Genomic DNA, 23,655 nt, shown 5'->3' on the forward strand with positions numbered 1-23,655 from the left:
CGGGGTGGGCAAGCGCGAGAAGAGCGGCTTCTGGGTGTTGGCCGCGGCAGCCTGCTTCTACCCGCTGACCTGGTTGGGCAAGCGCACCTACCGGGGGGTCGAGAAGCTCCCGGAGACCGGCGGGGTGCTGCTGGTGATGAACCACGTCTCCCACCTCGACCCGCCCAACGACGCGGTGTTCGTGCACCGCAACCGCAGGGTGCCGCGCTTCATGGCCAAGGACAGCCTGTTCACGGTGCCGGTCTTCGGCCGCATCCTGGCGGGCTCCGGCGGCATCCCGGTCTACCGGGGCTCGACCACCGCCGCCGACAGCCTCAAGGCCGCGCACGCGGCCCTGCGCGAGGGCAAGCTCGTCCTCATCTACCCCGAGGGCACCATCACCAAGGACCCGACCGGCTGGCCGATGCGCGCGCGGACCGGCGTGGCCAGGCTCGCCCTGGAGAACGACGTGCCGGTGCTGCCCGTCGCCCGGTGGGGGACCAACGACATCTGGAACGGCTACAACAAGAAGTTCCGCCCGTTCCCGCGCAAGCAGGTCTGGACCGTGGTCGGCGACCCGGTCGACCTGTCGGAATACAAGGAGCGCCCGGTCACCAACCAGGTGCTGCGCGAGGTCACGGACCTGCTGATGACCCGCGTGCGCGACCTGCTCGCCGACATCCGCGACGAGCCCGCGCCCACCGAGTTCTTCACCCCGGCGAGCAGGCGGGAGGCGGGCAAGTGAGCATCGCGGTCCTGGGAGCGGGCTCCTGGGGGACCACCTACGCCAAGGTGCTCGCCGACGCGGGCCAGGACGTGGTGCTGTGGGCCCGCCGCCGCGACGTCGCCGAGGCCATCACCGCGCGGCGGCAGAACGCCGAGTACCTGCCCGGGGTCGTGCTACCGGAGCTGCTGCGCTCCACATCGGACCCGAGGGAGGCGCTGGCCGGGGCCGCGACCGTGGTGCTGGCGGTGCCGAGCCAGAGCCTGCGGCACAACCTCACCGCCTGGCGCGGCCTGCTGCCCGCCGACGCGACGCTGGTCAGCCTGGCCAAGGGCGTCGAGCTGGGCACGCTGAGCCGGATGAGCGAGGTCATCGCCGAGGTCGCGGGCGTCGGGGCCGACCGGGTCGCGGTGGTCTCCGGGCCCAACCTGGCCAAGGAGATCGCCCAGGAGCAGCCGACGGCCACCGTCATCGCCTGCCAGGACCACGACCGCGCGGTCGACCTGCAACGCCGCTCCACCACCGGCTACTTCCGGCCGTACACCATCACCGACGTGGTGGGCTGCGAGATCGGTGGCGCGTGCAAGAACGTCATCGCGCTCTCCTGCGGCATGGCCGCCGGGCTCGGCTTCGGCGCGAACACGCTGGCCACGCTGATCACCCGCGGCCTGGCCGAGACCGCCCGACTCGGCGCGGCGCTGGGCGCCGACCCGATGACCCTCGCCGGGCTCGCCGGCCTGGGCGACCTGGTCGCCACCTGCTCGTCGCCGCTGTCGCGCAACCGCACCTTCGGCGAGCGCCTGGGCCGCGGCGAGTCGCTGGCGCAGGCGCAGGCCGCCGCGCACGGGCAGGTCGCCGAAGGTGTGAAGTCCTGCTCGTCGATCCGCGACCTGGCCGCCCGCCACGGCGTGGAGATGCCGATCACCGAGGTGGTGCACCGGGTCTGCCACGACGGGTTTCACCCCGGCGAGATGGCGGGCGAGCTGATCGGCCGCAAGACCAGGCCCGAGCGGTGACCGGCGACGGCACCCGCTGCGTGCACGCGGGCCTGCCGCCCGCCGGGCCGGGCGCCCCGGTGCCCGCGCAACCGGTCCTGGCCGCGCAGTTCCACCTCTCCGAAGACCCGGCCGCCGACTTCTACGGCCGCGCGGGGAACCCCACCTGGCGCGCGCTGGAGTCCGCGATCGGCAGCCTGGACGGCGGCGAGTGCCTGGTCTACCCGTCCGGGATGGCGGCGATCTCGGCGCTGCTGCGCGTGGTGGTCGGCCCGGGGGAGACCGTCGTGGTGCCCTCGGACGGCTACTACCTCGCCCGCGGCTACGCGCACGAGCACGTGGACGCCGTCGTGCGCGAGGTGCCGACGACGACGGCCGAATGGGACTTCACCGGGGCGCGGCTGGTGCTGGTCGAGACGCCGTCGAACCCCGGTCTCGACGTGTGCGACCTGACGGCGGTCGCCGCCGCCGCGCGCGCCGCCGGTGCGCTGCTGGCCGTGGACAACACGACGGCGACGCCGCTGGGGCAGCGGCCGCTGGAGTTCGGCGCGGACTTCGTCGTCGCCAGCGACACCAAGGCGCTCGCCGGGCACAGCGACGTCGTGCTGGGCCACATCACCGCCGCGTCGGCGGAGTGGGCCCAGCGGCTGCGCGCCGAGCGGACGATCTCCGGCGCGATCGCGGGGCCGTTCGAGACGTGGCTGGCCCTGCGCGGGCTCGGCACGCTGGACCTGCGCCTGGCGCGGCAGGCCGAGAACGCCGCCGCCCTGCACGCCGCGCTGCGCGGGCACCCCGCGGTGGCGCGGGTGCGCTGGCCCGGCTCGCCCGAGGACCCGGCGCACGAGGTGGCCGCCCGGCAGATGCGCCGCTTCGGCGGCGTGCTGACCGCCGAGCTGGCCTCGGCGGAGGCCGCCGAGGCGTTCGTCGGCCGCGCCGCGCTGATCGCCTCGGCCACCAGCTTCGGCGGCCTGCACACCACCGCCGACCGGCGCGCCCGCTGGGGCGACGCGGTGGCGCCGGGCCTGCTGCGGATCTCCTGCGGCTGCGAGGACCCCGGCGACCTGGTCGCCGACGTCCTCGCAGCACTGGCCTGAGCGCCGCACTCAGTCCAGGGTCATCTCCATGATCGGCAGCGTGGTCGGCTGGTCGGACCCGCCGTCGGGCTCCACGGTGATGCCGATGTTGGTGGCGCTGGCGACCTCGCCGGTGTCGTCGAGGACCGTGACCCGGCCGTCGGCTCCCGCGCTGACCAGGCCGACGGAGTGGAACGGCGTGTCGCCGCCCATCAGCCACACCTGGAAGTCCTTGCCCTCCGGGGCGGCCGGGACGCCGCTGGCCAGCAGCAGCACGTCACCGCGCTCGCGGGAGTAGACGACGGTGCCCGACAGCCCGCCCGCCGAACCGCTGATCATCTTGGCGTCACCGGCGGAGAGGATCTCCGACATCGCCGCCGCCTGCGCCCGGCTGTCGGTCAGGTCGTTCTGCGTGCGGTACAGCGCGACGCCCATGGCCACGGAGGCCACCAGCAGCACGGCCGCGGCCATGCCGAGGATGCGCGTCGACCACGGGACGCGGCGCGCGGCGGGGGTCTGCGCGCCGTCCCCGCCGAGCGGCGGCAGCTGCCGGGTCTGGCCGATGCTGGCCATCACCGCGGCCTTGAGCTCCGGGCGCGGCGCTTCGGCCACGGACTCGCCGAGGCGGGCCGCGGTGGCCTGCAGCTCGGCCACCTCCTGGGCGCACGGGTCGCACTCGGCCAGGTGGCGCTCGAACGCGGCGCGCTCCAGCTCCGGGATCGCGTTGAGGGCGTAGGCCCCCGTCAAAGCGTGAATGTCGGCGTTCACCGGGCCACCCCCAGGCAGTCGCGCATCCGAATCAGGCCGTCGCGCAGTCTCGTCTTGATGGTTCCGAGTGGTGTGCTCAGCAGGTCGGCGACCTCTCGGTAGGTCAGCCCCTTGTAGTACGCCAGCTCCACGGACTGGCGCTGCAGCTCGGTCAGCGAGCCGAGGCAGCGGCGCACCTGCTCGTACTCCAGGCGGGTGCCGACCTGCTCGGCGACCTCGTCGAAGGGCCGGGCGCCCTCCTGCCGGTGCGCGCGGTCCTCGCGGTCGGTGGCCGCCTGCGCCGAGCGCACCCGGTCGACGGCGCGGCGGTGCGCCAGCGTCATGACCCACGTCATGGGGGAGCCGCGCTCGGGGGAGTAGCGCGCGGCGGTGCGCCACAGCTCCAGCATCACCTCCTGCGTCACCTCCTCGGACTGGGCCGGGTCCCGCACGATGCGCCGCACGAGCCCGAACACCGGCGCGGCCACGACGTCGTATAGCTTCTCGAACGCCGACTCGTCACCGCGGGCCACGCGCTGCAGCAGCGCCGCCGGGTCGGGCGCCGTGCCGGTGTCGGGCACGCCGGATAGCCGCCGCGCGCGTTCGGCCATGATTTGCTCCTGTCCCCCGCATTAGCGGATCACACACTTTCTCGCACCATCTCATTCGGATCGAGCACGCCAGAGGATTGGTCGTCCCATCGGCTGGGCTACGTTGCGGCCCTGGCCGGGGGTCTGACAACCTACGAATCGTGTTGGCGCGTGTCTCTTCCGACCGCCGCCGGGGTCACATCCACCTCGTGCGGATCGCCAGCGCGCTCTGTCCCTGTCGCTGAACCAGCCCGACCGCCGTTCACCCGACAGACCTCAGTCTTTTTACAGTGGGGAGGATCTCCCATGTTCGCTGTGCCTCCGAACACCGTCGCCCTCGGCGGAACGCCAGTCGACGCCCACCCTGTTTTGATCGCCCAGCAGTTCGCCGCCGACCGCGCGCGCTGGGCGGGCCTGCTGCGCTACGACCCGGACGAGCGCTTCGCCTCGCTGGTCGAGCGTACGGTCGACCAGGAGATCTGGCTCATGAGCTGGCTTCCCGGCCAGTCGACCGACACCCACGACCACGGATGGACCTCAGGTGCCTTCACCGTGGTGAGCGGGACCCTCGTGGAGCGCACCACGGTGCCCGGCGCGACCGCGGTGGAGCGCCCGCTCGTGGCGGGCCAGTCGCGGGTCTTCGGGCCCGGCTACGCCCACCGCGTGCGCAACGACTCCGCCGACCCGGCGGTCAGCATCCACGTCTACCGCGGCGAGCGCCCGCCCCGCGGCGGGTTCACCGTCGGCTGACGTGCCCTGGCACGTCCCACTCGCCGCGCAGGTCGGCGGCCGGGACGGGCGTGCCGAAGGACGTGGTGATGGGCAGCACGCCCGCCCACACCGCGTTGGCCGCCACGTCGGCCTCCTCGTCGCCCGGCCCGCCGTCGCGCAGCTTCACCGACGCCTCGGCGAGGTCGAGCGCGATGACCGAGGTGGCGGCCAGCTCCTTGGGCGTCGGCCGCCGCGAGTAGTCCCACGAGCCGGGCGCGAGGTGTTCGGTGAGCACGCGCAGGGCGTGCAGCTTCGCGTCCGGCTCGGTGACCGCGACGGCATCGCCGTGGACGACCGCCGATCGGTAGTTCATGGAGTGGTCGAAGGCCGACCTGGCGTAGACGATGCCGTCCAGCAGGGTGACGGCGACGCAGACCTGACCGGCCTCGCGCAGGCTCCGCGCGCCGGTCGAGCCGTGCAGGTACAGGGTGTCGCCGTCGCGGCCGTACCCGGTGGGCAGCACGCGCGGCGCGCCGTCGACCACCACGGCGAGGTGGCACACCAGGCCCGCGTCGAGGATCGCGTGCAGGACGGCGCGGTCGGCGACGGCACGGGCCCTGCCCCTGCGGATCGTGCTGCGTTCGGTGGGGGACAGGTCACCGACGGCGTTCTGGCTGGTCACACCTCGACCGTACGATGGCATAGTGGCATCCTTGAAGGGCCACGTCTGCCGTAGTCGAGGGGTCCACTATGTCAAGCCCGGCGAGGTCGAGCCCGGCGAGTCCAGCGTGGAGTCCCGCGCTGCCGGTGGCGGTCGACCGCGCCGCGGCCACGCCGCTGGCGGTGCAGCTGGCCGACGCGCTGCGGGCGGCCGCGGCCGACGGCAGGCTCCGCGCCGGCGACCGGCTCCCGTCGACCAGGGCGCTGGCCGCCCAGCTCGACGTCAGCCGCACGGTCACCGCCGCCGCCTACGAACAGCTGCACGCCGAGGGCTGGATCGCGGGCAGGCACGGCTCCGGCACCTACGTCACCACCGCGCCGCCCGGCTCGCCGCGCACCCGCGCCCGGCGCCAGCGCCAGGACGCGCCCGCCGGGCCGGAGGTGGACCTCACCCCCGGCTCGCCGTGGGCGGGGGGCATCGATCGGGCGGCGTGGCGGCGCGCCTGGCGCGGCGCGGCCGACGCGGCGCCGCTGCCCCGCCCGCACCGGGCCGGGCTGGCCGAGTACCGCGCCGTCGTCGCCGAGCACCTGCTGCGCCACCGCGGCCTGCCGGTCGGCGACGGCGACGCCGTGCTGGCCACCGGCGGCACCACGGCCGCGGTGGTCGAGCTGGCCGCCGCGGTGCTGCGCCGCGGCGACACCGTCGCCGTCGAGGAGCCGGGCTACCAGCGCGCGGTCGCGGCGATGCGGGCCGCGGGCATGCGCGTCGTCCCCGCCCCGGTGGACGGCGACGGGCTGCTGGTCGACGCGCTGCCCGCCGGGGTCAAGGCCGTCTACTGCTCGCCCGCCCACCAGTACCCGCTGGGCAGGCGCATGTCGGCGGCGCGGCGGGTGGAGCTGGTCGAGCGGGCCCGGCAGGCGGGCTGGCTGGTCATCGAGGACGACTACGACGGCGAGCTGCGCTACGACGTCGCCCCGCTGCCGCTGCTGGCCGCGCTCGCCCCGGATGTCGTCGTGCACCTGGGGACCACCAGCAAGATCCTCACCCCGACGCTGGGCATCGGCTGGATGGTGGCCCCGCAGCCGGTGGTGTCGGCGGTGCTGGCCCACCGCGACCGCACCGGAACCGGGCCGTCGCCGGCGGGCCAGCTCGTCGTGGTGGAGCTGGCCCGCAACGGCGACCTCGGGCGGCACCTGCGCAAGGTCAGGCGGGAGATGTCGGAGCGCAGGACGCTGCTGGTCGACGCGCTCGCCGGGGGCGGCGTCCCGTTCGTCGGCGACGACGCGGGCGCGCACCTGGTCATCCCGCTGCCGTCGGCGCGCGCGGAGTCGGACTTCCTCGACGCCGCTGCCCAGCGCGGGCTGCGCCTGGACGGCCTGGTGCGCCACCACAGCGGCCGAGCGGCCCGCTTCGGCGTCGCGGTCGGGTACGCGGCGTGCTCGCGCGAACAGCTCAAGGTGGCGCTGCCGGTGCTGGTGGCGCTGTTCTCGGGGCGCTGAGCCGACCGGAGTAGGGTCGCGCCATGGCAAAGACCAGGGTGGCCGTGGTGTTCGGCGGGCAGAGCACCGAGCACGCGGTGTCGTGCGTGTCCGCGGCGAGCGTCTTGGCCCACCTCGATCCCGAGCGCTACGAGGCGGTGCCGGTCGGCATCACCCCGGCGGGCCGCTGGGTGCTGGGCCCGTCGGACCCGGAGGTGCTGCGCATCAGCGGTCGCACCCTGCCGAGCGTGCCGCCGGGGACCGCGCTGACCCTGCCCGCCGCGGGCCGTGGCCTCATCGCGCTCGAACCGGGCAGGGAAGGCGAAGTCTTGTCCTCTGTGGACGTAGTCTTCCCGGTGCTGCACGGTGCTTTCGGCGAGGACGGCACCGTCCAGGGCCTGCTGGAGATGGTCGGCCTGCCCTACGTCGGCCCCGGGGTGCTGGCCAGTGCCGCAGCCATGGACAAGGGCTTCACCAAGAAGGTCCTGGCCGCCGAGTCCCTGCCGATCGGCCGCTACGTCGACCTGCCCAGGGGGCGTGCCGACCTGACCGACGCCGAGCGCGGGCACCTCGGCCTGCCGGTGTTCGTCAAGCCGTCGCGGGCGGGTTCCTCCAGCGGCATCACCAAGGTGACCGACTGGGCCGACGTCCCCGCCGCGATCGCCCACGCCCGCACCGTCGACCCCAAGGTGCTCATCGAGGCCGCGGTGGCGGGCCGGGAGATCGAGTGCGGCGTCCTGGAGTTCCCCGACGGCCGCGTCGAAGCCTCGCAGCCGGGCGAGATCACCCTGGCCGACGACGTCGACTGGTACGACTTCGAGGCCAAGTACCTCAACCCCGGCGACCTGGACATCCCGGCCAAACTGGACGATGCCGTCGCCGACAGCCTGCGCGCCACCGCCGTCGCCGCCTTCCACGCGCTGGACTGCCAGGGCCTGGCCCGCGTCGACTTCTTCGTCGGCGAGGACGGCGAGCTGACCATCAACGAGGTCAACACGATGCCGGGCTTCACCCCCTCCTCGGCGTTCCCGAAGATGTGGGAGGTCACCGGCGTCGACTACCGGAGCCTGGTCACCACGCTGATCGAGACCGCGCTGGCCCGCGGCGTGGGCCTGCGCTGAGCGCGCTGGAGCGCCACCAGGTCGCGATCTACCTCGCCGCCCTCGCCGTGGGCGGGCTGACCGGCCTGCTCGCGCCCGGGACCGGGACGGCGCTGGAGCACGCGATCACCCCGGTGCTGGCGGCGCTGCTCTTCGTGACCTTCCTCCAGGTCCCGGTGTCCTCGCTGGGCGCCTCGCTGCGCGCGGGCCGGTTCATCGGCGCGGTCCTGGTGGTCAACTTCGCGGTGGTCCCGCTGGTGCTCGCCGCGGTGTTCGCGCTGCTGCCGGCGGACCAGGCGGTGCGGCTGGGCGTGCTGCTGGTGCTGCTGACCCCGTGCGTCGACTACGTGATCGTCTTCTGCGGTCTCGCGGGCGGCAGCGCGCGGCGGCTGCTGGCCGCGACCCCGCTGCTGCTGGTCGCGCAGATGCTCCTGCTCCCGCTGTTGCTGCTGCTCTTCCTCGGCCCCGACCTCGCCGACGTGGTCGAGCCCGGCCCGTTCGTCGAGGCGTTCATCCTGCTCATCGCCCTCCCGCTGGCGCTGGCCTGGCTCGCCCAGACCTGGGCGGCCCGCTCGGACACGGGAAGCCGGGCCGCGGCGGCGGCGGGCACGACGATGGTGCCCCTGATGGCGGCGACGCTGTTCGCGGTGACGGCCTCGCAGGTGCCCGCGCTCGGCGGGGACCTCGGTGACGTCCTCGCCGTGGCGCCGTTCTACGCGGGCTTCCTGATCGTCATGCCGTTCGCCGGGATCGCGGTGGCGCGCCTGTTCGCGCTCGGGGCCGAGGACACCAGGGCGGTCGTGTTCACCGGCGCCACCCGCAACTCCCTCGTCGTGCTCCCCTTGGCCCTCGCCCTGCCGGACGCGTTCGCGGTGGCCGCCGTGGTGGTCGTCGCCCAGACCCTGGTCGAGGTCATCGGCATGGTGGTCTACGTCCGCCTGATCCCGCGCCTCGTGCCGCGCGTCTGAAGCACGGGCTCACTCCAGACCGAGCACCACGACGACATCGGCCTGCCCGCCCCGGTGCACGGCCAGCTCGGCCTCCGGGCGGGAAACCCGCAGGTGCTCTTCCAGCGCCGCCGCGATGGCGTCGGGGGCGTCCCTGCCCAGCAGCGCGGTGACGAGTTCCCCGCCCGCCGCCAGCATCCGTTCCACCACCCCGGTCGCCGCCCTCGTCAGCGTCGACACCGACGCCGGGCCCGCCTCGATGAGCACCACCTCGCCGTCGGCGAAGCCCACGACGTCGCCCGCCGCGCACGGTCCCACCCAGGTGATCGCGTCCTCGCGCGCCACGACGACCTCGCCCCTGCGGGTCGCCGCCGCGGCCTCGGCCATGGCGACCACGTCGTCGCCCGCGCGCCTGCGCGGGTCGTGCACGGCCAGGGCGGCCAGCGCCTGCACCGGGGACGCGCACGGCACCACGACGACATCCTGGCCCGCGGCCACCGCGCGGATCGCCGCCTCGTCGGCGACGGCCATCAGGTCGCGGTGCACCGGCAGCACGGTCACGTGGGCCGCGCCCGTGCCGGTGATGATCTGGAGCAGCTCGTAGGGCGTCGGCGGCAGGCTGTCGTCCACCCGCAGCACGGCCACCCCCTCGGCCAGGAGCAAGTCGGCCAGGCCGTCGCCGCGCACCGGCGCGACGACGGCGCGCTCCCGGACGAACCGGGCCGGGCCGTCGGGCAGGGCGTCGGCGAAGCGGGCCACCCGGACCCGCCGCGGCCTGCCCGCCTCGATCCCGGCCTCGATCGCCGCGCCGATGTCGTTGCAGTGCACGTGGACGGCCCACAGCGCGTCCCCGTCGCCGGCGACCGAGACCGAGTCGCCGAGTTCGTCCAGTTCGTCGCGCAGCCGCTCGGCCGCGGCGGGGGAGGCGTCCTCCAGCAGGTACATGACCTCGTAGGCGTACAGCTCGGAGCCGCCCTCGCGGGAAGCGACCATCGGGGTGGCGCTCGGTGCGGTGCCCGGTGCGGTGCCCGGTGTGGCGTCGACCCGCGCGGCCGTGGTCACCGGCGTGCCCGCGACGACGGCGACCAGCGCGTCCAGCAGGACCACGACGCCGCGCCCGCCCGCGTCCACCACCCCGGCCTCGGCCAGCACCGCCAGCTGGTCGGGGGTCTTGTCCAGCGCGGTGGCCGCGGCCGTCGCGGCGGCCAGGGCGACCTCGTGCAGCGTCGCGCCGGGCAGGCACGACGCGGCCTCGTCGGCGGCGGCGGCCAGGACGGTCAGCATGGTGCCCGGCGCGGGCTCGGAGACCGCCGCCGCCGCCCGCCGCGCGCCCTGGCGCAGCGCCTCCGCCAGCAGGCCCGCGTCCACCGCCGCCGCGCCGGAGGCCGCCTCGGCCATGCCGCGCAGCAACTGCGAGGTGATCACCCCGGAGTTCCCGCGGGCCCCGGTCACCGCGCCCTTGGCCAGCACGCCCAGCGCCGCGCCCGCGTCCGCCCGCTGCCCGGACGGCGCCCGCAGCAGCGCCTCCAGCGCGGCGCGCAGGGTGTGCAGCAGGTTGGTCCCGGTGTCGCCGTCGGCCACCGGGAACACGTTGATCCGGTTGATCGCCGCCCGGTGCGCGTCGACGGACTCCACGCAGGCCGCCGCCCAGCGGCGCAGCTCCCCAGCGTCCAGCGCCTCCAGCACCCCGGGCTCCTCTCGTCCGGGAGAGACTAGCCCCGGTTTGGAGCCCCCGAGCCACACCCGTTACCCTGGTACGACGCTCGGGCCGTGCCTGAGCCTTCTGTACTGCAACCTGAAGGAGTGTCTGACGTGGCTGCCGTGTGCGACGTCTGTGGCAAGGGGCCAGGCTTCGGCAAGTCGGTCTCGCACTCCCACCGGCGCACGAACCGCAGGTGGAACCCGAACATCCAGACCGTCCACGCCAAGCTGGGCATCTCCCAGCGGAAGCGCATGAACGTGTGCACCTCGTGCATCAAGGCGGGCAAGGTCGTCCGGGGCTGACCCAGACTTTCTGACGCGGCGCCGGTGGCTCAGGCCACCGGCGCCGCTTTTGTCGTTTCCACCGCGCGCAGCGCCAGCAGCGCGGACGCCCCGGCCAGCACCGTGGCCAGCGCCGCCAGCGCGAACGCCCCGCGCGGCCCGAGACCGGCCACCACGGCCCCGCCGAGCACCGTCCCCAGCACGTTGGAGCCCACCAGCACCGCCCCCGCCGCCGCGAACGCCCGGCCGCGCAGGTGCGCCGGGCTGCGCGCCCGCACGATGCCCAGGTTGGTCACGTTCTGCATCCCCGTCGCCGCCCCGCCGACGACGTAGCCCAGCGCCACCGCCCCGGTGAAGGGCAGCGCGGCGGGCAGCAGCATCGCCATCCCCATCGCCGCGCACGCCGAGCCCAGCCCCAGCAGCAGCGCCCGCTGGCGCACCAGCCGCGCCGCCGCCCGCGCGCCCGCCAGCACGCCGAGCAGCCAGCACGCGTGCAGCAGCCCCAGCGTGCCCGCACCGCCGCCGAGCACGTCGGTCACGTAGAAGACGGTGGCCACGTCGGCGAACATCACCCCGGTGCAGGACACCGCCAGGCACACCGTGGCGACCCGCAGCACCGGGTCGGCCGCCAGCAGCCGCAGCCCCGCGCTCGCCGCCCCGTCCTTCTCCCTCGGCGCGCCGCGCGGGTCCCGCTCGGCGCGCACGAGCGAGAGCAGCGCCGCCTGCGCGAAGTAGGTGCCCGCGTCGACGAACAGCGCCTCCCGCGTCCCCAGCCCCGCCACCAGCAGCCCCCCGGCCGCCGACCCGGCGAGCATCCCCGCGCTGCGCCCGACCCCCAGCCACGAGTACCCGCGGGCCGAGCCGTCCTCCCCGCAGATCACCGGCACCATCGCCGAGGCCGCCGGGTTCACCACCGCGGTCCCGCAGCCGAGCACCACCAGGGTGATCAGGATGAGCGCAAGGCTGTGCAGCACCGCCGTCAGCGCCAGCGCTGCGCACCCCTGCACGAGCTGCCCGATGACGATCAGCCTGCGGTTGGGCACGCGGTCGACCAGCAGCCCGGCCAGCGGCGCGAACACCGACACCGGCACGAACTCGGCGATCAGGACCCCGACGACCGCGAATGCCCCGAATCCCTTGACGTGCAACAGGAGCACGATGATGGTGACCGCGGTCCCGAAGAGGGACACCGCGGCGCCGCACACCACGAGCGCAAGATCCCTGTTCCCCCGCACCCAAGAAAACGTAACGCCGGATCACCGCGCCGGGGCAAGATTCACTCGCCCAGCCTCACCCGCGCGGTGCCCGCACCCCGAGCGCTACGGCAGCTTCCAGTCGACGGGCTCGGCGCCCTGCTCCACCAGCAGCGCGTTGGCCCGGCTGAAGGGCTTGGAGCCGAAGAACCCCGACCTCGCCGACAGCGGGCTCGGGTGCGCCGACTCGATCGCGGGCACCTCGCCCAGCATCGGGCGCAGGTTGCGGGCGTTGCGGCCCCACAGGATCGCCACCAGCGCCCCGCCCCGCTCGGCCAGCGCGCGGATGGCCTGCTCGGTCACCGCCTCCCAGCCCTTGCCCTGGTGGGAGTTCGCCTTGCCGGGCTCGACCGTCAGCGCCCTGTTGAGCAGCAGGACCCCGTTCTCGGCCCACGGCGTCAGGTCGCCGCTCGCGGGCCTGGGGTGGCCCAGGTCCTCGCAGTACTCCTTGTAGATGTTGATGAGGCTCTTCGGCGGCGCGACCCCCGGCGCCACCGAGAACGACAGCCCCACGGCGTGCCCCGGCGTCGGGTACGGGTCCTGTCCGACGATCAGCACCCGGACGTCGTCGAAGGGCTGCTGGAAGGCCCGGAGCACGTGCTCCCCGGCGGGCAGGTAGGTGCGGCCCGCGGCGACCTCCTCGCGCAGGAACCGCCCCATGGCACTGATCTGCTCGGCGACCGGTTCCAGGGCGCGCGCCCAGCCCGCTTCGACGATCTCGCTCAACGGCTTCGTCACGCCGGGAAACAGTACTCAGCCCGGCAGCCGGGGGTTCGCCAGGTCGGCCGCGACTTCCAGGGCCTTGCCGAGGTGCACCGACAGCGGCGACTCGGCGTAGTACCCGTAGGCGGGGATGTCGGTGTAGCCGGAGTCGCGGTAGAGGGCGATCGCCTCGGGCTGGTTGCGGCCCGTCTCCAGGATCAGGCAGCGGTGCCCGGCCGCCGCCGCCGTCGTCTCGATCTCGGCCAGCATCTGGCGCGCGTAGCCGCGCCCGCGGGCCCTGGTGACCACGAACATGCGCTTGATCTCGGCCTTCTCGCCGTGGCTGCGCCATCCGCCGGTCGCCACCGGTGTCTCGCCGCCGCCGAGGTCGGCGTAGCCGACGAGGAACAGGCCCAGCGGCGGCGCGAACTCGGCCGGGTCGACCGGGGAGTCGTCCGGGCTGCCGTAGCGGACGACGTACTCCTGCTGGACCTCCGCGATCAGCGCGGCCGAATCGGGGTGCTCGTAACGGCGGATCTCGATGCGCACCCGGCCAGTCTGCCCTACCGCCAGTGCTGCCAGCCGGGATCGCCGCTGGTGTACGGCCTGCCGTCGACGGTGACGCCGGAGCCGCGCCCGACCGAGCCGATGATCCGGAAGTCCGGCGGCACGACCGAGGCGCTGGGGAAGGTGGCCGCCAGCGCGTGGTCCTCGCCGCCGGTCAGCGCCCAGTGCCGGGCGTCGGCGCCGAGCGCCGTGGCGACCTCGACCAGCCGCTGGTCGACGGGGATCAGGTCGCCGACGAGGTCGATGGCCACAGTGGAGGCGGCGGCGATGTGCCCGAGGTCGGCGAGCAGCCCGTCGGAGACGTCGATCATCGCGGTCGCCCCCGCCAGCGCGGCGGCGGGACCGGCGGCGTACGGGGGAGCGGGCACGCGGTGCGCGCCGACGACGGTGACCGGCGAGCGGAAGCCGCGCCCCAGCACGGCGAAGCCCGCCGCGCTCCAGCCCAGCTTGCCCGCCACGGCCAGGATGTCGCCGGGCAGCGCGCCCGCCCGGGTCACCGGGGCGCGCCCGTCCAGCGAGCCGAGCGCGGTGACCGATATCACAAGGGTGTCCGACCGGGTGAGGTCGCCGCCGACCACCCCGACCCTGACCCGCGCCGCCTCTGCGGCCAGACCGGCCGAGATCTGCTCGATGACCGGCGCCGGGGTCGAAGCCGGGCAGGCGATCCCCACCAGCAGCCCGGTCGGCACCGCCCCCATCGCGGCGATGTCGGCGAGGTTCACCGCAGCCGCCTTGCGGCCCACCTGCTCGGGCGGTGACCAGTCGAAGCGGAAGTGCACGCCCTCGACCAGGACGTCGGTGCAGGCGACCACGCGGCCGTCGGGAGCGGCCACCACGGCGGCGTCGTCCCCCGGGCCGAGCAGGGTGTCCTGACCTCGGCCGGGGGTGGCGGTGATCCGCCGGATCAGCGCGAACTCGCCGACGTCGGCCACCGTCTCATCGACATCGCCCACGTGGTCCTCCAATTGTCGGATTCCCCACTAATGCGGCCGAGTGGGGTACGTTGCACGACACTGTCAGCAACGAGGTTCGCAACCACAGTTCCTACCCGTTGATGACTCCGACCCGCGAAGGGGCGCGCCGTGGTCCATGCATACATCCTGATCCAGACCGAGGTCGGCAAGGCGGCCGCGGTCGCCGCGGAGATCGCGGGCATCCCGGGGGTGACGACCGCCGAGGACGTCACCGGTCCCTACGACGTGATCGTGCGCGCCGAGGCCGACAACGTCGACCAGCTGGGCCAGCTCGTCGTCGCCCGGATTCAGGCTGTGGACGGCATCACGAGAACCCTCACCTGCCCGGTCGTGCATCTGTAGACCGTGGTCTAGTAGTGCGGTGACCGAGTCCCGCACCGCACCGCCGCGCGCCGCGGTCGTCGTCGCCGCAGTCCTGGTCGGGCTGCTGGCGGTCGGCGTCATCGTGGCGAGCCGGTTCGCTCCCGACACCGAGAGCGCGCCGCCGGTGGCGGGCGGTCCGCTGGGACTGGTCCCGATCGAAGCGCCGCAGGCCACCGCGCCCGAGTGCGCCGCGCTGCTGGGCGCGCTGCCCGGCGAGCTGCCCAGCGGCGGGGCCGCGCTGGCGGCGCTGCCGCTGGCCGACCCCGCCCCGGCGGGGGCGACGGCGTGGGGCGACCGCATCGATCCCGTCGTGCTGCGCTGCGGGCTGCGCAAGCCGCCCGAGCTGACCCCGACGGCCGCGCTCCAGGTCGTCTCCGGCGTGCAGTGGCTGCCCGTGCGCGGCACCGGCTCCACCACCTGGTTCCTCGTCGACCGGCCCGTCTACGCGGCGCTGACCATGCCGGATGCGGCGGGCAGCGGTCCACTCCAGACGGTGTCCGAGGTCGTCGCGGCCGAGCTGCCCGCGCAGCCGGTCGACCCGTAGCGCCCGACTGTCGTCCGGGCTGGGCATAATCGGCCGCTGACGGGAGGGACGTGATGGTCGCGCTGGACGAGCGCCTCGACAAGGTGGTGGGCAAGAAGTCGGCCGACGCGCTGTCCGCCGCGTTCGAGCTGGAGACCGCGGGCGATCTGCTGCGCCACTACCCGCGCCGCTACGCCGAGCGCGGCCAGCTCACCGACATCGCCGGCCTGGAGGTCGGCGAGCACGTCACCGTGATGGCGCAGGTCACCTCGGTGAACAAGCGCCAGATGCGCACCAAGCGCGGGTCGATCATCGAGGTCGTCATCACCGACGGCAAGCGGTCCCTGGAGTGCGCGTTCTTCAACCAGCCCTGGCACATGGACAAGCTCAAGCCCGGGATGATGGCGCTGTTCGCAGGCAAGGTGACGGCCTTCCGCGCCAAGCTCCAGCTGGCCAACCCCGACTACCAGCTCCTCGACGCCCAACTGGCCGACGGCGAGGACGGCGGCGACCTCCCGGCCGCGCAGGTGGTCGAGGAGTTCGCGGGCGGCCTGATCCCCGTCTACCCGGCCACGGCGCGCATCCAGTCCTGGCAGATCGCCAAGTGCGTCGCGCAGACCCTGGACATGCTCACCGAGGTCGACGACCCGATGCCGCCGGAGCTGCGGGAGAAGCTGGGCCTCTCGCCGCTGGAGGACGCCGTCCGCGCCATCCACCGGCCCGCCGACCAGTCGGCGCTGGAGGTGGCCAGGCAGCGGCTCAAGTGGGACGAGGCGCTGGCCGTGCAGATCGCGCTGGCCCGCAGGCGCAGCGCCGCGGGCGCGCGGCCCGCGCCGGAGTGCCCGGTGAAGTCCGGCGGCATCCTCGACGCCTTCGACGCGCGGCTGCCGTTCCAGCTGACGGCCGGGCAGGCCGGGGTGGGCGCCGCGGTCGCCGAGGACCTGACGCGGCGGCACCCGATGAACCGGCTGCTGCAGGGGGAAGTCGGCTCCGGCAAGACGGTCGTCGCCCTGCGCGCGATGCTCCAGGTGGTCGACTCCGGCCGCCAGACCGCGCTGCTCGCGCCCACCGAGGTGCTCGCCGCCCAGCACGCCCGCTCGCTGGCCGACCTGCTCGGCGACCTGGCCCAGGGCGGTCAGCTCGGCGCGGCCGACACCGCCACGCGCGTGGTGCTGCTCACCGGGTCGATGGGGGCGGCGGCGCGCAAGCAGGCGCTGCTCGACGTGGTCTCCGGCGAGGCCGGGATCGTCGTCGGCACGCACGCGATCATCCAGGACAAGGTCACCTTCGCCGACCTCGGCCTGCTGGTGGTGGACGAGCAGCACCGCTTCGGCGTCGAGCAGCGCGACGCCCTGCGCGGCCGGGCGGGGGAGACCAGCCCGCACGTGCTGGTGATGACGGCGACGCCGATCCCGCGCACGGTCGCCATGACCGTCTACGGCGACCTGGAGGTCTCCGCGCTGCGCGAGCTGCCCGCGGGCCGCTCGCCGATCTCCACGAACGTGGTGCCGGTCGCGGAGAAGCCGGCCTGGCTGGATCGGGTGTGGGAGCGCGTCCGCGAGGAGGTCGGCAAGGGGCACCAGGCGTACGTGGTGTGCCCGCGCATCGGCGAGGACGAGGCGGCCGAGGACGCCGCACCCCCGGACGACGAGGGCGGCTCGGCCAAGCGCCCCCCGCTCGCGGTGATGGACGTCGCCCCGATGCTCGCGGGCGGCGCGCTGGCCGGGCTGCGCGTCGGCATCCTGCACGGCCGCCTGCCCGCCGACGAGAAGGACACGGTGATGCGCGCCTTCGCCGCGGGCGAGGTCGACGTGCTGGTGGCCACCACGGTGGTCGAGGTCGGCGTGAACGTGCCGAACGCGACCGTCATGGCGATCATGGACGCCGACCGCTTCGGCGTGTCCCAGCTGCACCAGCTGCGTGGCCGCGTCGGCCGGGGCAGCGCGCCCGGCCTGTGCCTGCTGGTCACCGAGATGCCCGGCGGCACGGCCACCCGCGAGCGCCTGGCGGCTGTTGCATCCACATTGGACGGATTCGAGCTGGCCCAGCTGGACCTGGAACTGCGCCGCGAGGGCGACATCCTCGGCGCCAGCCAGTCCGGCGCCAAGTCCGCGCTGAAGATGCTCTCCCTGCTGCGCGACGCCGACATCATCGAAGCCGCCCGCGACGTCGCCCAGGCCCTCGTCACCGACGACCCGGCCCTGACGGCCTTCCCCGGCCTCGCGGGCATGGCGGCCCAGCTCGTCGCCGACGATCGCGCGGAGTACCTGGAGAAGTCTTGATCCCTCGGACGGGCGACAACGGCCGCGTCAGCGGGTGAACCCCCTAGCCCTTTGGCACTCCCCGGTCGGACTGTGGAGACAGGACCGGAGGGAGTCGGACATGCGGCGGTACTGGGTGGCGTTGGCGGCCGTGGCGATGCTGGCGTCGTTGGCGCCCGCGGCGGCGGCGGACGATCGGATCGTGGGCGGGACCGAGATCGACATCGAGCAGGTCCCGTGGACGCTGAGCTTGCAGTACAACGGGGCCCACTACTGCGGAGCGGTCCTCGTCGCGCCCCGGGTGGCCCTGACGGCGGCCCACTGCACCGACGGCGTCCCGCGCGGCGGCATGTCGGTGCGCGCCGGGAGTTCGGTGCACGCGGCCAACGGGCACCAGCGGGCGGTGGAGCGGGTGATCCAGCACCCGCGCTACAGCGCGGAGACGACCGACTTCGACGTGTCGGTGCTGCGCCTGGCCGACAGCGTGCCGTTGAGCGACAAGGTCCGGGCGGCGCGGGTGGCGGACGAGGCGCCCGCGGCGGGGACGCTCGCCCGGGTGTCGGGATGGGGGAACATGACCGAGTCCGGGCCCGCTCCGTCGCACTTGCGGGCGGTGAAGGTTCCGGTGGTGAGTCGGGCGGCTTGTCGGGCTGTGTACGGGGACGGGGTCAGCACCCGGATGCTGTGCGCGGGGTATGACGAGGGGCGCAAGGATTCCTGTCAGGGGGACTCGGGTGGGCCGTTGACCGTGGGCGGGGTGCTGGTGGGGATCGTGTCGTGGGGGCATGGGTGTGCTCGGCCGATGGCTTATGGGGTGTATGCGAATGTGGCTCAGGTGGGGTTGAGGGGGTGGATCGCGGAGAACGCGGGGGTGTAGGTCCGTCTGTTCTGGTTCTGGCGGTTCCGTGGGTTTCGTTGTGGTGCCCGATGGGGTGGATGGCTCTGCCAGCGGTGATGGCGGCGGGTGGACCCGCGCTCTGTGCATTCCTCGGCAGCCGGTGCGGCGCTGTTCAAGAGCAAGGCTTGCTGTTCTGGGCATAGGGATCATCGGACAGTGGGTGGGGTTGGAGAGCGAGATGGATGTTGAGTTGGGTTCCCAGGGGGGTGAAACCCAGGGAGCGGGCTGTTCTCAGGGAGTGATGGTGGGTGTCGCGGGCTCGCCATTGGGTCAGTAGGGCGTGGGTTGTGCTGTGGCTTGTCGCGGCGTGGGCGACTTGGCGGGCCAGGCCGAGGTTGCGGTGGGTGGGGGCGGTGAGGACGGAGAGGTGGGCTGTCTGCTCCGGCCAGTGGCGGTAGCCGGCGGCGGCGATGATCCGGTCTTCGTGGCGGAGGACGAAGGCTGGGGAGGTGATGTTGGCCAGGCCTGATTCCTCGGCTTCCTCGGGGAGGACCGAGGCCAGGAGGGCGATTAGGGCTGGGTGGGTGGGGTCGAGGTGTTCGACTTCGGTGGCGGTGGGTGTGGTGGTGGGGTCGGGTGGTGGTGGGGGAGTGTCGCGGTAGGCGAGGGTTGCTGGGCCCATGGCGCTGTCGACGGGGAGGAGTCGGCGTAGGTGGGCTAGGTCGGTCCAGGCTGTGGCTGGGAGGTTCGGGGGAAGGGCTTGTGCCAGCTGTGGCGATGGGGCGGTGATGAGGGTGGCGCCCGCCAGGTGGACGATGCCGATCCAGCCGGACGGACCCAGGCGGGAGTCGGGTGCGACGACGATGTGGGTTTCGCCCCCGAGGGGGAAAGGGCCCGGTGTGGTCGCGGTGTGGAGCCAGAGTTGCTGGGCTCGGGTGAGGAGCGTGTTGTCCGCCATGGCCGCATGATGGGGTGTGGGGGCGGTGCCTGCCAGCGAAACGGCCGGAACGGCGAAAGGCGGGCCCCGGCACAGCCGGGGCCCGCCTTTCGCGTGATCGTCAGCGGGCGCCTGTGTTGGCGGGGGTGCCGTTGCGGGTGTCCTTCTTCGGCTGCTGCTTGGGGCGCTCGGCAGGGGTGTCCGAAGCAGCGGGGGTGAAGTGGCGCTTGGCCTCCTCCAGGAGGGCGAAGGCGCTCTCGACCTGGCTCGCGACGCGGGTGTGGAAGTCGGTCGCGGCGGAGTGCTGGGTGGTGGCTTCGGCCAGCTTCTTGTCGGCTTCGGCGGTGACGCGGCTGGCGTAGGCGTCGGCCTCGGCGCGTTGGGCGGTGGTTTCGGTGTCGAGTTCCTGGCGGGCCGTGGCGAGGCGCAGTTCGGTGTCCGACTTGAGCTTCTGGGCGTCGGTGACGAGGGCGGCGGCCTTCTGGTCGGCGTCGGCGAGCTGGGCGGCGGCGCGCTGCTCGGCGTCGGCCAGTTGGGCGGCGGCGCGCTGGTCGGCGTCGGCCAGCTGGGCGGTGATCTGCTCGTCGGCCGTGCGCTGGAGTTCGGCGAGGAGTTCCTCGGTGTCGGCCTTCTGCTTGCGGGCGTCGCCGATGAGGGTGGCGGCCTTCTGGTCGGCGTCGGCGAGCTGGGCGGCGATGCGGGTGTCGGCCTCGGACTGGCGGGCGGAGATGTCGGCGTCGACCTCGGCGTTGCGGGCCGCGAGGGCTTCCTCCGCGGCGGTGCGGGCCGCGGTGATCTGGGCGGCCGACGCGGCTTCGGCCTGGGTGCGGCGCTGCTCGGACTCGGTCTCCAGGCGGGTGCGCAGTTCCTCGGCTTCGGCGTTGAGGCGCTCGCGCAGGTGGGTGGCCTCGGCGTCGAGGCGGGCGCGCTCGGTGGCGGCGTCGGTGTCGAGCTGGGCCAGGCGGGTCTCGGTGGCCTTGGTGGTGGCCTCGATCTCGGCGCGGCTGTCGGCCATCAGCTTCGTGTGCTCGGCGGCCAGGGTGGTGCGCATCTGCTCGTACTCGGCGTCGAGCTGCTCGCGGTTGCGGGTGTAGTCCGCCTCCAGCTGCGCGCGGCGCTGCTCCAGCTCGGCCAGCGCGCGCTCGCCCCGCGCACGCAGCTCGGCGGCGTCGTTGTCCGCGGCGGCGAGCCTGGCGGCCGCTTGGTCGTCGGCCTTCTTCAGCGCGTTCGCGGCGTAAGCCTCGGCGCTGCGGGTGGTCTGCGTCGCCTGCTCCTCGGCGGCGGCGCGGGTGCGGTTGCCCGCGGCCTCGGCCTCCTGCCGGTGCGCGACGCCCCACGCCTCGGCCTCGGCGCGGGTGTTCACCCCGTACTCGTCGGCCTGGCGCTTGAATTCGGCGATCTCCTCCTCGGCCAGCTGCATCATCAGCCGGACGCGCTCGGTCATGCCCTCGGTGCTGTTGGGGTTCGCCGTGATGCGGTTGAGCCGCGTCGTGGTCTCCAGCAGCTGCTGCTGAAGCGAGCCCAGCGACTTCGTCAGCTCCGCCACCTTCGCCGCCGCGCCGTCGCGTTCGGTCGTCGCGTGGCGCAGGTCGTAGGTCAGCCGGGTGACCCGTTCATTCACCTGACGGGGGTTGTACCCGCGGAGGACGGTGTCGAAGTGCGGGAGACGATCAGCGGATTCGGCGTCACCAGAGGGCATCGTTACACTATAGTGGGTCACCTGGCGTAGCTAATGCGACGCGTCCATTAATTCTCCGCGTTACCGGGATAGTCGCGACAAATGCTCATCTGAACCGGTACCGATGACGGAGATCCACTCGCTGACCAGGTTTCACGCACCCGGCCGGCAACTGGAAATGATTGCCCCAAAACCGGCATGCTCCTAGACAGGGATCATGGCCATTTCCCTGCACCGCCTGTCCGCCGTCGCGGCGGGAGCCGTCGTCCTGACCGCCACACTGGCCGCGCCCGGCCACGCCTCGCCCACCGCGGACTACATCGTGGTCGTCAAGGACGGCGTCGCCGCGACCGCCAGCCACGGTGGCGACATCGGGCACCGGTTACCGCTGATCAACGGATTCGCCACCGAGCTCACCGCCGAGCAGGCCCGCGCCTACGCCGAGGACCCGGCGATCGCCTACGTCGTCCCCGACACCCCCGTGCGCGCCTATGGCGAGCAGCTCAACGCGCCGTGGGGCCTGGACCGCATCGACCAGCGGACGCTGCCGCTCAACGGGCGCTACCGCTGGGACCACGACGGCCGCGGGGTCTCCGCCTACATCCTCGACACCGGCGTGCGCGCCTCCCACACCGAGTTCGGCGGCCGCGTCTCCGGCGGCTACGACTTCGTGGACAACGACGCCAACCCCGACGACGGCAACGGGCACGGCACCTTCATGGCCGGCCTGGTCGGCGCCCGGACCTTCGGCGTGGCCAAGGGCGTCAAGATCGTCCCGGTCCGGGTGCTCAACAACTCCGGCTCCGGCTCCATCTCCACGGTGATCGCCGGCATCGACTGGATCACCCGCACCGCGGCCAAGCCCGCCGTGGTCAACGTCAGCCTGGGCGGCCCGGCCAACCAGGCCCTGGATGACGCGGTCCGCCGCTCGATCGCCGCGGGCATCACCTACTCGGTGACCTCGGGATCCTCGGCGCAGCCCGCGGGCAACTTCTCCCCGGCCAGGGTCGGCGAGGCCATCACCACCGCCGCGATCGGCCGCGACGACTGCGCCGCCCCGCAGGGCAACTACGGCCCCGCGATCGACCTCTACGCCCCCGGCCTGCAGATCCCCGGCCCGTGGCACACCTCCGACACCGCGACGGCCACGCTCTCCGGCTCGTCGCTGGCCACCGCGCACACCACCGGCGCCGCCGCGCTGCGCCTGAGCGCGAACCCGGCCGCGACGCCCGCGCAGGTGCAGGCCACGCTGGTCCGCAACGCCAGCCCCGGCGTGTGCAACCTGCCCGGCGGCTCGCCCAACCGCATCCTCTACACCGGACCCTTCCTGTCGGTGAGTCCGATCGGGTGATGCCGCTGGTCCTGCCGGGACGGTCCTTGGAACCATGCGGCGTGCGCGCGGGTCGGAGCCGGTGTCGCACGCACGCCGCACCCCCGGAGGAACCGCAGTGCCCGCAGGCCGACTCTCCTGCTGCCTCGCCGCTGCCGCCCTCACCGGCGCGCCCACGGCGCCGACGGCCTCGCCCGCCGCCGCGCCCACGTCCTCGGCCGTCTCGGCCGAGCTGGTCGACCTGTGGGCCGCGCACCGCAGCGGGTCGGCCGAGGTCGCCCGGCTCGCCGCCCGCGCCGACCAGGTCGTGCGCACCGGCCTCGGCGAGCACGCCGAACCGGTGCGCGCCGCGCTGCGGCTGCTCTCCGAGGACCCGGCCCGCGCCTGGAGCGCCCGGCTGGCCCTGCTCGACGCCGAGCTGCCCGCCGCGCAGCGCCCCTTCGTCGACGCCGCCGTCCGCGACTACGACACCGCCTACGCCGCGCCCGCGACCACCGCGATCACCACGCTCGGCGTGCACGCGGGCCACGGCCTCGACCGGATGACCGACGGCGACCCCGCCACCTACTACTGGAGCGCCCGCCCCGCGGGCGCGGGCGCCGCGGTGACCGTCGACCTCGGCGCGCCGCGCCGGGTCCTCGGCGTGCGCGTGCGGCTCGGCAAGCCCGACCGCCCCGACGACGTCGTGCGCCGCGGCGCGGTCGAGTTCTCCCCCGACGGCGCGCGCTGGCACTCCGTCGGCGGGCTCTCCGGGGCCGAGCACACCATCCGGGTCAGCGCGGAGACCCGGTACGTGCGGCTGCGCTCGACCGCCGACCAGCCGAACTGGCTGGTCGTCCGGGAGCTGTCGGCCGATCTGGGCCCGACCGAGCGCGCCGCCGACGGCGATCCGGCGAGCGTGTTCACCATCACAGGCCGCGCCGTCGAGCTGCCGCTGGGGCAGGCGTCCTCGGTGGTCATCCGGGCCGCGGCCGACACCCCGAGCGGGGTGGAAGTGCAGGTCAGGACCGAGGACGGACACTGGTCGGTGCTCGGGCGCACGGCGGGCGCGTACACCGAGCTGCCGCTACCGTCAGCGCGGACGACGCGGCTGCGGATCGTGCGCGGCGGCGGAGTGCCCCCGGTGGTGGTGCACGAGGTCACGGCCCGTCGGGCACGCTGAGCGCGCCGCCCGCGCCGGACTGTCAACCGGTGAGTGAGATCGGTCTGCGTCACGCCCGTCACGTGGGACGATTCTCCCG

At 74.0% G+C, this 23,655-nt stretch carries 24 protein-coding genes; 14 read left to right on the forward strand and 10 right to left on the reverse strand.

The window, feature by feature from the left end; all coding sequences use genetic code 11:
- Positions 1-4 precede the first annotated feature (4 nt).
- The 3 genes from ACFPM7_RS27620 to ACFPM7_RS27630 are packed head-to-tail and all read left to right on the forward strand — an operon-like array spanning position 5 to position 2,792.
- Positions 5-724 (forward strand): lysophospholipid acyltransferase family protein, encoded by a 720-nt coding sequence (locus ACFPM7_RS27620; RefSeq protein ID WP_378250732.1) that lies wholly within the window; start codon positions 5-7, stop codon positions 722-724.
- A complete protein-coding gene (locus tag ACFPM7_RS27625; protein WP_378250733.1) occupies positions 721-1,719 on the forward strand; it encodes an NAD(P)H-dependent glycerol-3-phosphate dehydrogenase in 999 nt (332 codons plus the stop codon). Before ACFPM7_RS27620 ends, ACFPM7_RS27625 begins: the two co-directional genes overlap by 4 nt.
- Positions 1,716-2,792, forward strand: coding sequence for a cystathionine gamma-lyase (locus tag ACFPM7_RS27630; RefSeq protein ID WP_378250734.1), 1,077 nt, complete (start codon positions 1,716-1,718; stop codon positions 2,790-2,792). The genes ACFPM7_RS27625 and ACFPM7_RS27630 overlap by 4 nt, the downstream gene beginning before the upstream one ends.
- 9 nt (positions 2,793-2,801) lie before the next feature.
- Here the strand turns inward: ACFPM7_RS27630 and ACFPM7_RS27635 are convergent, their stop codons facing one another.
- Positions 2,802-3,539, reverse strand: coding sequence for an anti-sigma factor (locus ACFPM7_RS27635; protein WP_378250735.1), 738 nt, complete (start codon positions 3,537-3,539; stop codon positions 2,802-2,804).
- The gene (locus ACFPM7_RS27640) at positions 3,536-4,129 is read right to left on the reverse strand and encodes a sigma-70 family RNA polymerase sigma factor (RefSeq protein ID WP_378250736.1); all 594 of its coding nucleotides are present in this window, start codon (positions 4,127-4,129) and stop codon (positions 3,536-3,538) included. The genes ACFPM7_RS27635 and ACFPM7_RS27640 overlap by 4 nt, the downstream gene beginning before the upstream one ends.
- Before the next feature lie 285 nt (positions 4,130-4,414).
- Here ACFPM7_RS27640 and ACFPM7_RS27645 point away from each other — a divergent pair, with 285 nt between their 5' ends.
- Positions 4,415-4,858 (forward strand): cysteine dioxygenase, encoded by a 444-nt coding sequence (locus tag ACFPM7_RS27645; protein WP_378250737.1) that lies wholly within the window; start codon positions 4,415-4,417, stop codon positions 4,856-4,858.
- Here ACFPM7_RS27645 and ACFPM7_RS27650 read toward each other — a convergent pair.
- Entirely contained in the window at positions 4,845-5,522 is a 678-nt protein-coding gene (locus tag ACFPM7_RS27650) for a pyridoxamine 5'-phosphate oxidase family protein (protein ID WP_378250738.1), read from the reverse strand. The two genes, ACFPM7_RS27645 and ACFPM7_RS27650, sit on opposite strands and share 14 nt — an antisense overlap.
- 47 nt (positions 5,523-5,569) lie before the next feature.
- Here ACFPM7_RS27650 and pdxR point away from each other — a divergent pair, with 47 nt between their 5' ends.
- The 3 genes from pdxR to ACFPM7_RS27665 are packed head-to-tail and all read left to right on the forward strand — an operon-like array spanning position 5,570 to position 9,026.
- On the forward strand, positions 5,570-6,979 hold the full coding sequence (gene pdxR, locus ACFPM7_RS27655; protein WP_378250739.1) for a MocR-like pyridoxine biosynthesis transcription factor PdxR: 1,410 nt from the start codon (positions 5,570-5,572) through the stop codon (positions 6,977-6,979).
- A gap of 23 nt (positions 6,980-7,002) precedes the next feature.
- Entirely contained in the window at positions 7,003-8,079 is a 1,077-nt protein-coding gene (locus ACFPM7_RS27660; protein WP_378250740.1) for a D-alanine--D-alanine ligase family protein, read from the forward strand.
- A 47-nt stretch (positions 8,080-8,126) separates the two neighbouring features.
- Positions 8,127-9,026, forward strand: coding sequence for a bile acid:sodium symporter (locus ACFPM7_RS27665; RefSeq protein ID WP_378250741.1), 900 nt, complete (start codon positions 8,127-8,129; stop codon positions 9,024-9,026).
- A gap of 9 nt (positions 9,027-9,035) precedes the next feature.
- Here the strand turns inward: ACFPM7_RS27665 and ACFPM7_RS27670 are convergent, their stop codons facing one another.
- Positions 9,036-10,688, reverse strand: coding sequence for a DAK2 domain-containing protein (locus tag ACFPM7_RS27670; RefSeq protein WP_378250845.1), 1,653 nt, complete (start codon positions 10,686-10,688; stop codon positions 9,036-9,038).
- A gap of 129 nt (positions 10,689-10,817) precedes the next feature.
- On the opposite strand from ACFPM7_RS27670, the gene rpmB reads away from it, so the two are divergent.
- Positions 10,818-11,009: a 50S ribosomal protein L28 gene (rpmB, locus tag ACFPM7_RS27675; protein ID WP_189213385.1), complete on the forward strand. Its 192-nt coding sequence runs from the start codon at positions 10,818-10,820 to the stop codon at positions 11,007-11,009.
- A gap of 29 nt (positions 11,010-11,038) precedes the next feature.
- Here rpmB and ACFPM7_RS27680 read toward each other — a convergent pair whose 3' ends face one another.
- The 4 genes from ACFPM7_RS27680 to ACFPM7_RS27695 form a co-directional block, all read right to left on the reverse strand.
- Entirely contained in the window at positions 11,039-12,223 is a 1,185-nt protein-coding gene (locus ACFPM7_RS27680) for an MFS transporter (RefSeq protein ID WP_378250742.1), read from the reverse strand.
- 84 nt (positions 12,224-12,307) lie between these two features.
- The gene (locus ACFPM7_RS27685) at positions 12,308-12,979 is read right to left on the reverse strand and encodes a uracil-DNA glycosylase (RefSeq protein WP_378250743.1); all 672 of its coding nucleotides are present in this window, start codon (positions 12,977-12,979) and stop codon (positions 12,308-12,310) included.
- A gap of 15 nt (positions 12,980-12,994) precedes the next feature.
- The gene (locus ACFPM7_RS27690; RefSeq protein ID WP_378250744.1) at positions 12,995-13,492 is read right to left on the reverse strand and encodes a GNAT family N-acetyltransferase; all 498 of its coding nucleotides are present in this window, start codon (positions 13,490-13,492) and stop codon (positions 12,995-12,997) included.
- 14 nt (positions 13,493-13,506) lie between these two features.
- Positions 13,507-14,463 carry a thiamine-phosphate kinase gene (locus tag ACFPM7_RS27695; RefSeq protein ID WP_378250745.1) on the reverse strand — a complete coding sequence of 319 codons (957 nt, stop codon included), beginning with the start codon at positions 14,461-14,463 and terminating at the stop codon, positions 13,507-13,509.
- A 129-nt stretch (positions 14,464-14,592) separates the two neighbouring features.
- On the opposite strand from ACFPM7_RS27695, the gene ACFPM7_RS27700 reads away from it, so the two are divergent.
- The 4 genes from ACFPM7_RS27700 (at position 14,593) to ACFPM7_RS27715 (ending at position 18,508) form a co-directional block, all read left to right on the forward strand.
- Positions 14,593-14,826: an Lrp/AsnC ligand binding domain-containing protein gene (locus ACFPM7_RS27700; RefSeq protein ID WP_378250747.1), complete on the forward strand. Its 234-nt coding sequence runs from the start codon at positions 14,593-14,595 to the stop codon at positions 14,824-14,826.
- Positions 14,827-14,845: 19 nt separating this feature from the next.
- The gene (locus ACFPM7_RS27705; RefSeq protein WP_378250748.1) at positions 14,846-15,391 is read left to right on the forward strand and encodes a DUF3515 domain-containing protein; all 546 of its coding nucleotides are present in this window, start codon (positions 14,846-14,848) and stop codon (positions 15,389-15,391) included.
- Between the two features lie 53 nt (positions 15,392-15,444).
- On the forward strand, positions 15,445-17,652 hold the full coding sequence (gene recG / locus ACFPM7_RS27710; RefSeq protein WP_378250749.1) for an ATP-dependent DNA helicase RecG: 2,208 nt from the start codon (positions 15,445-15,447) through the stop codon (positions 17,650-17,652).
- A 100-nt stretch (positions 17,653-17,752) separates the two neighbouring features.
- Positions 17,753-18,508: a serine protease gene (locus ACFPM7_RS27715; protein ID WP_378250750.1), complete on the forward strand. Its 756-nt coding sequence runs from the start codon at positions 17,753-17,755 to the stop codon at positions 18,506-18,508.
- Between the two features lie 133 nt (positions 18,509-18,641).
- Here ACFPM7_RS27715 and ACFPM7_RS27720 read toward each other — a convergent pair whose 3' ends face one another.
- Together ACFPM7_RS27720 and ACFPM7_RS27725 are read right to left on the reverse strand one after the other, a co-directional pair.
- Entirely contained in the window at positions 18,642-19,427 is a 786-nt protein-coding gene (locus tag ACFPM7_RS27720) for a GNAT family N-acetyltransferase (protein ID WP_378250751.1), read from the reverse strand.
- A 100-nt stretch (positions 19,428-19,527) separates the two neighbouring features.
- Positions 19,528-21,105 carry a coiled-coil domain-containing protein gene (locus ACFPM7_RS27725; RefSeq protein ID WP_378250752.1) on the reverse strand — a complete coding sequence of 526 codons (1,578 nt, stop codon included), beginning with the start codon at positions 21,103-21,105 and terminating at the stop codon, positions 19,528-19,530.
- Positions 21,106-21,301: 196 nt separating this feature from the next.
- Between ACFPM7_RS27725 and ACFPM7_RS27730 the strand changes: the two genes are divergently transcribed.
- Positions 21,302-22,435: a S8 family peptidase gene (locus tag ACFPM7_RS27730; RefSeq protein ID WP_378250753.1), complete on the forward strand. Its 1,134-nt coding sequence runs from the start codon at positions 21,302-21,304 to the stop codon at positions 22,433-22,435.
- 97 nt (positions 22,436-22,532) lie between these two features.
- The gene (locus tag ACFPM7_RS27735; RefSeq protein ID WP_378250755.1) at positions 22,533-23,576 is read left to right on the forward strand and encodes a discoidin domain-containing protein; all 1,044 of its coding nucleotides are present in this window, start codon (positions 22,533-22,535) and stop codon (positions 23,574-23,576) included.
- Positions 23,577-23,655: the final 79 nt, after the last annotated feature.

Origin of the sequence: Actinokineospora guangxiensis (assembly GCF_042657845.1) — a bacterium.
Lineage (GTDB): Bacteria > Actinomycetota > Actinomycetes > Mycobacteriales > Pseudonocardiaceae > Actinokineospora > Actinokineospora guangxiensis.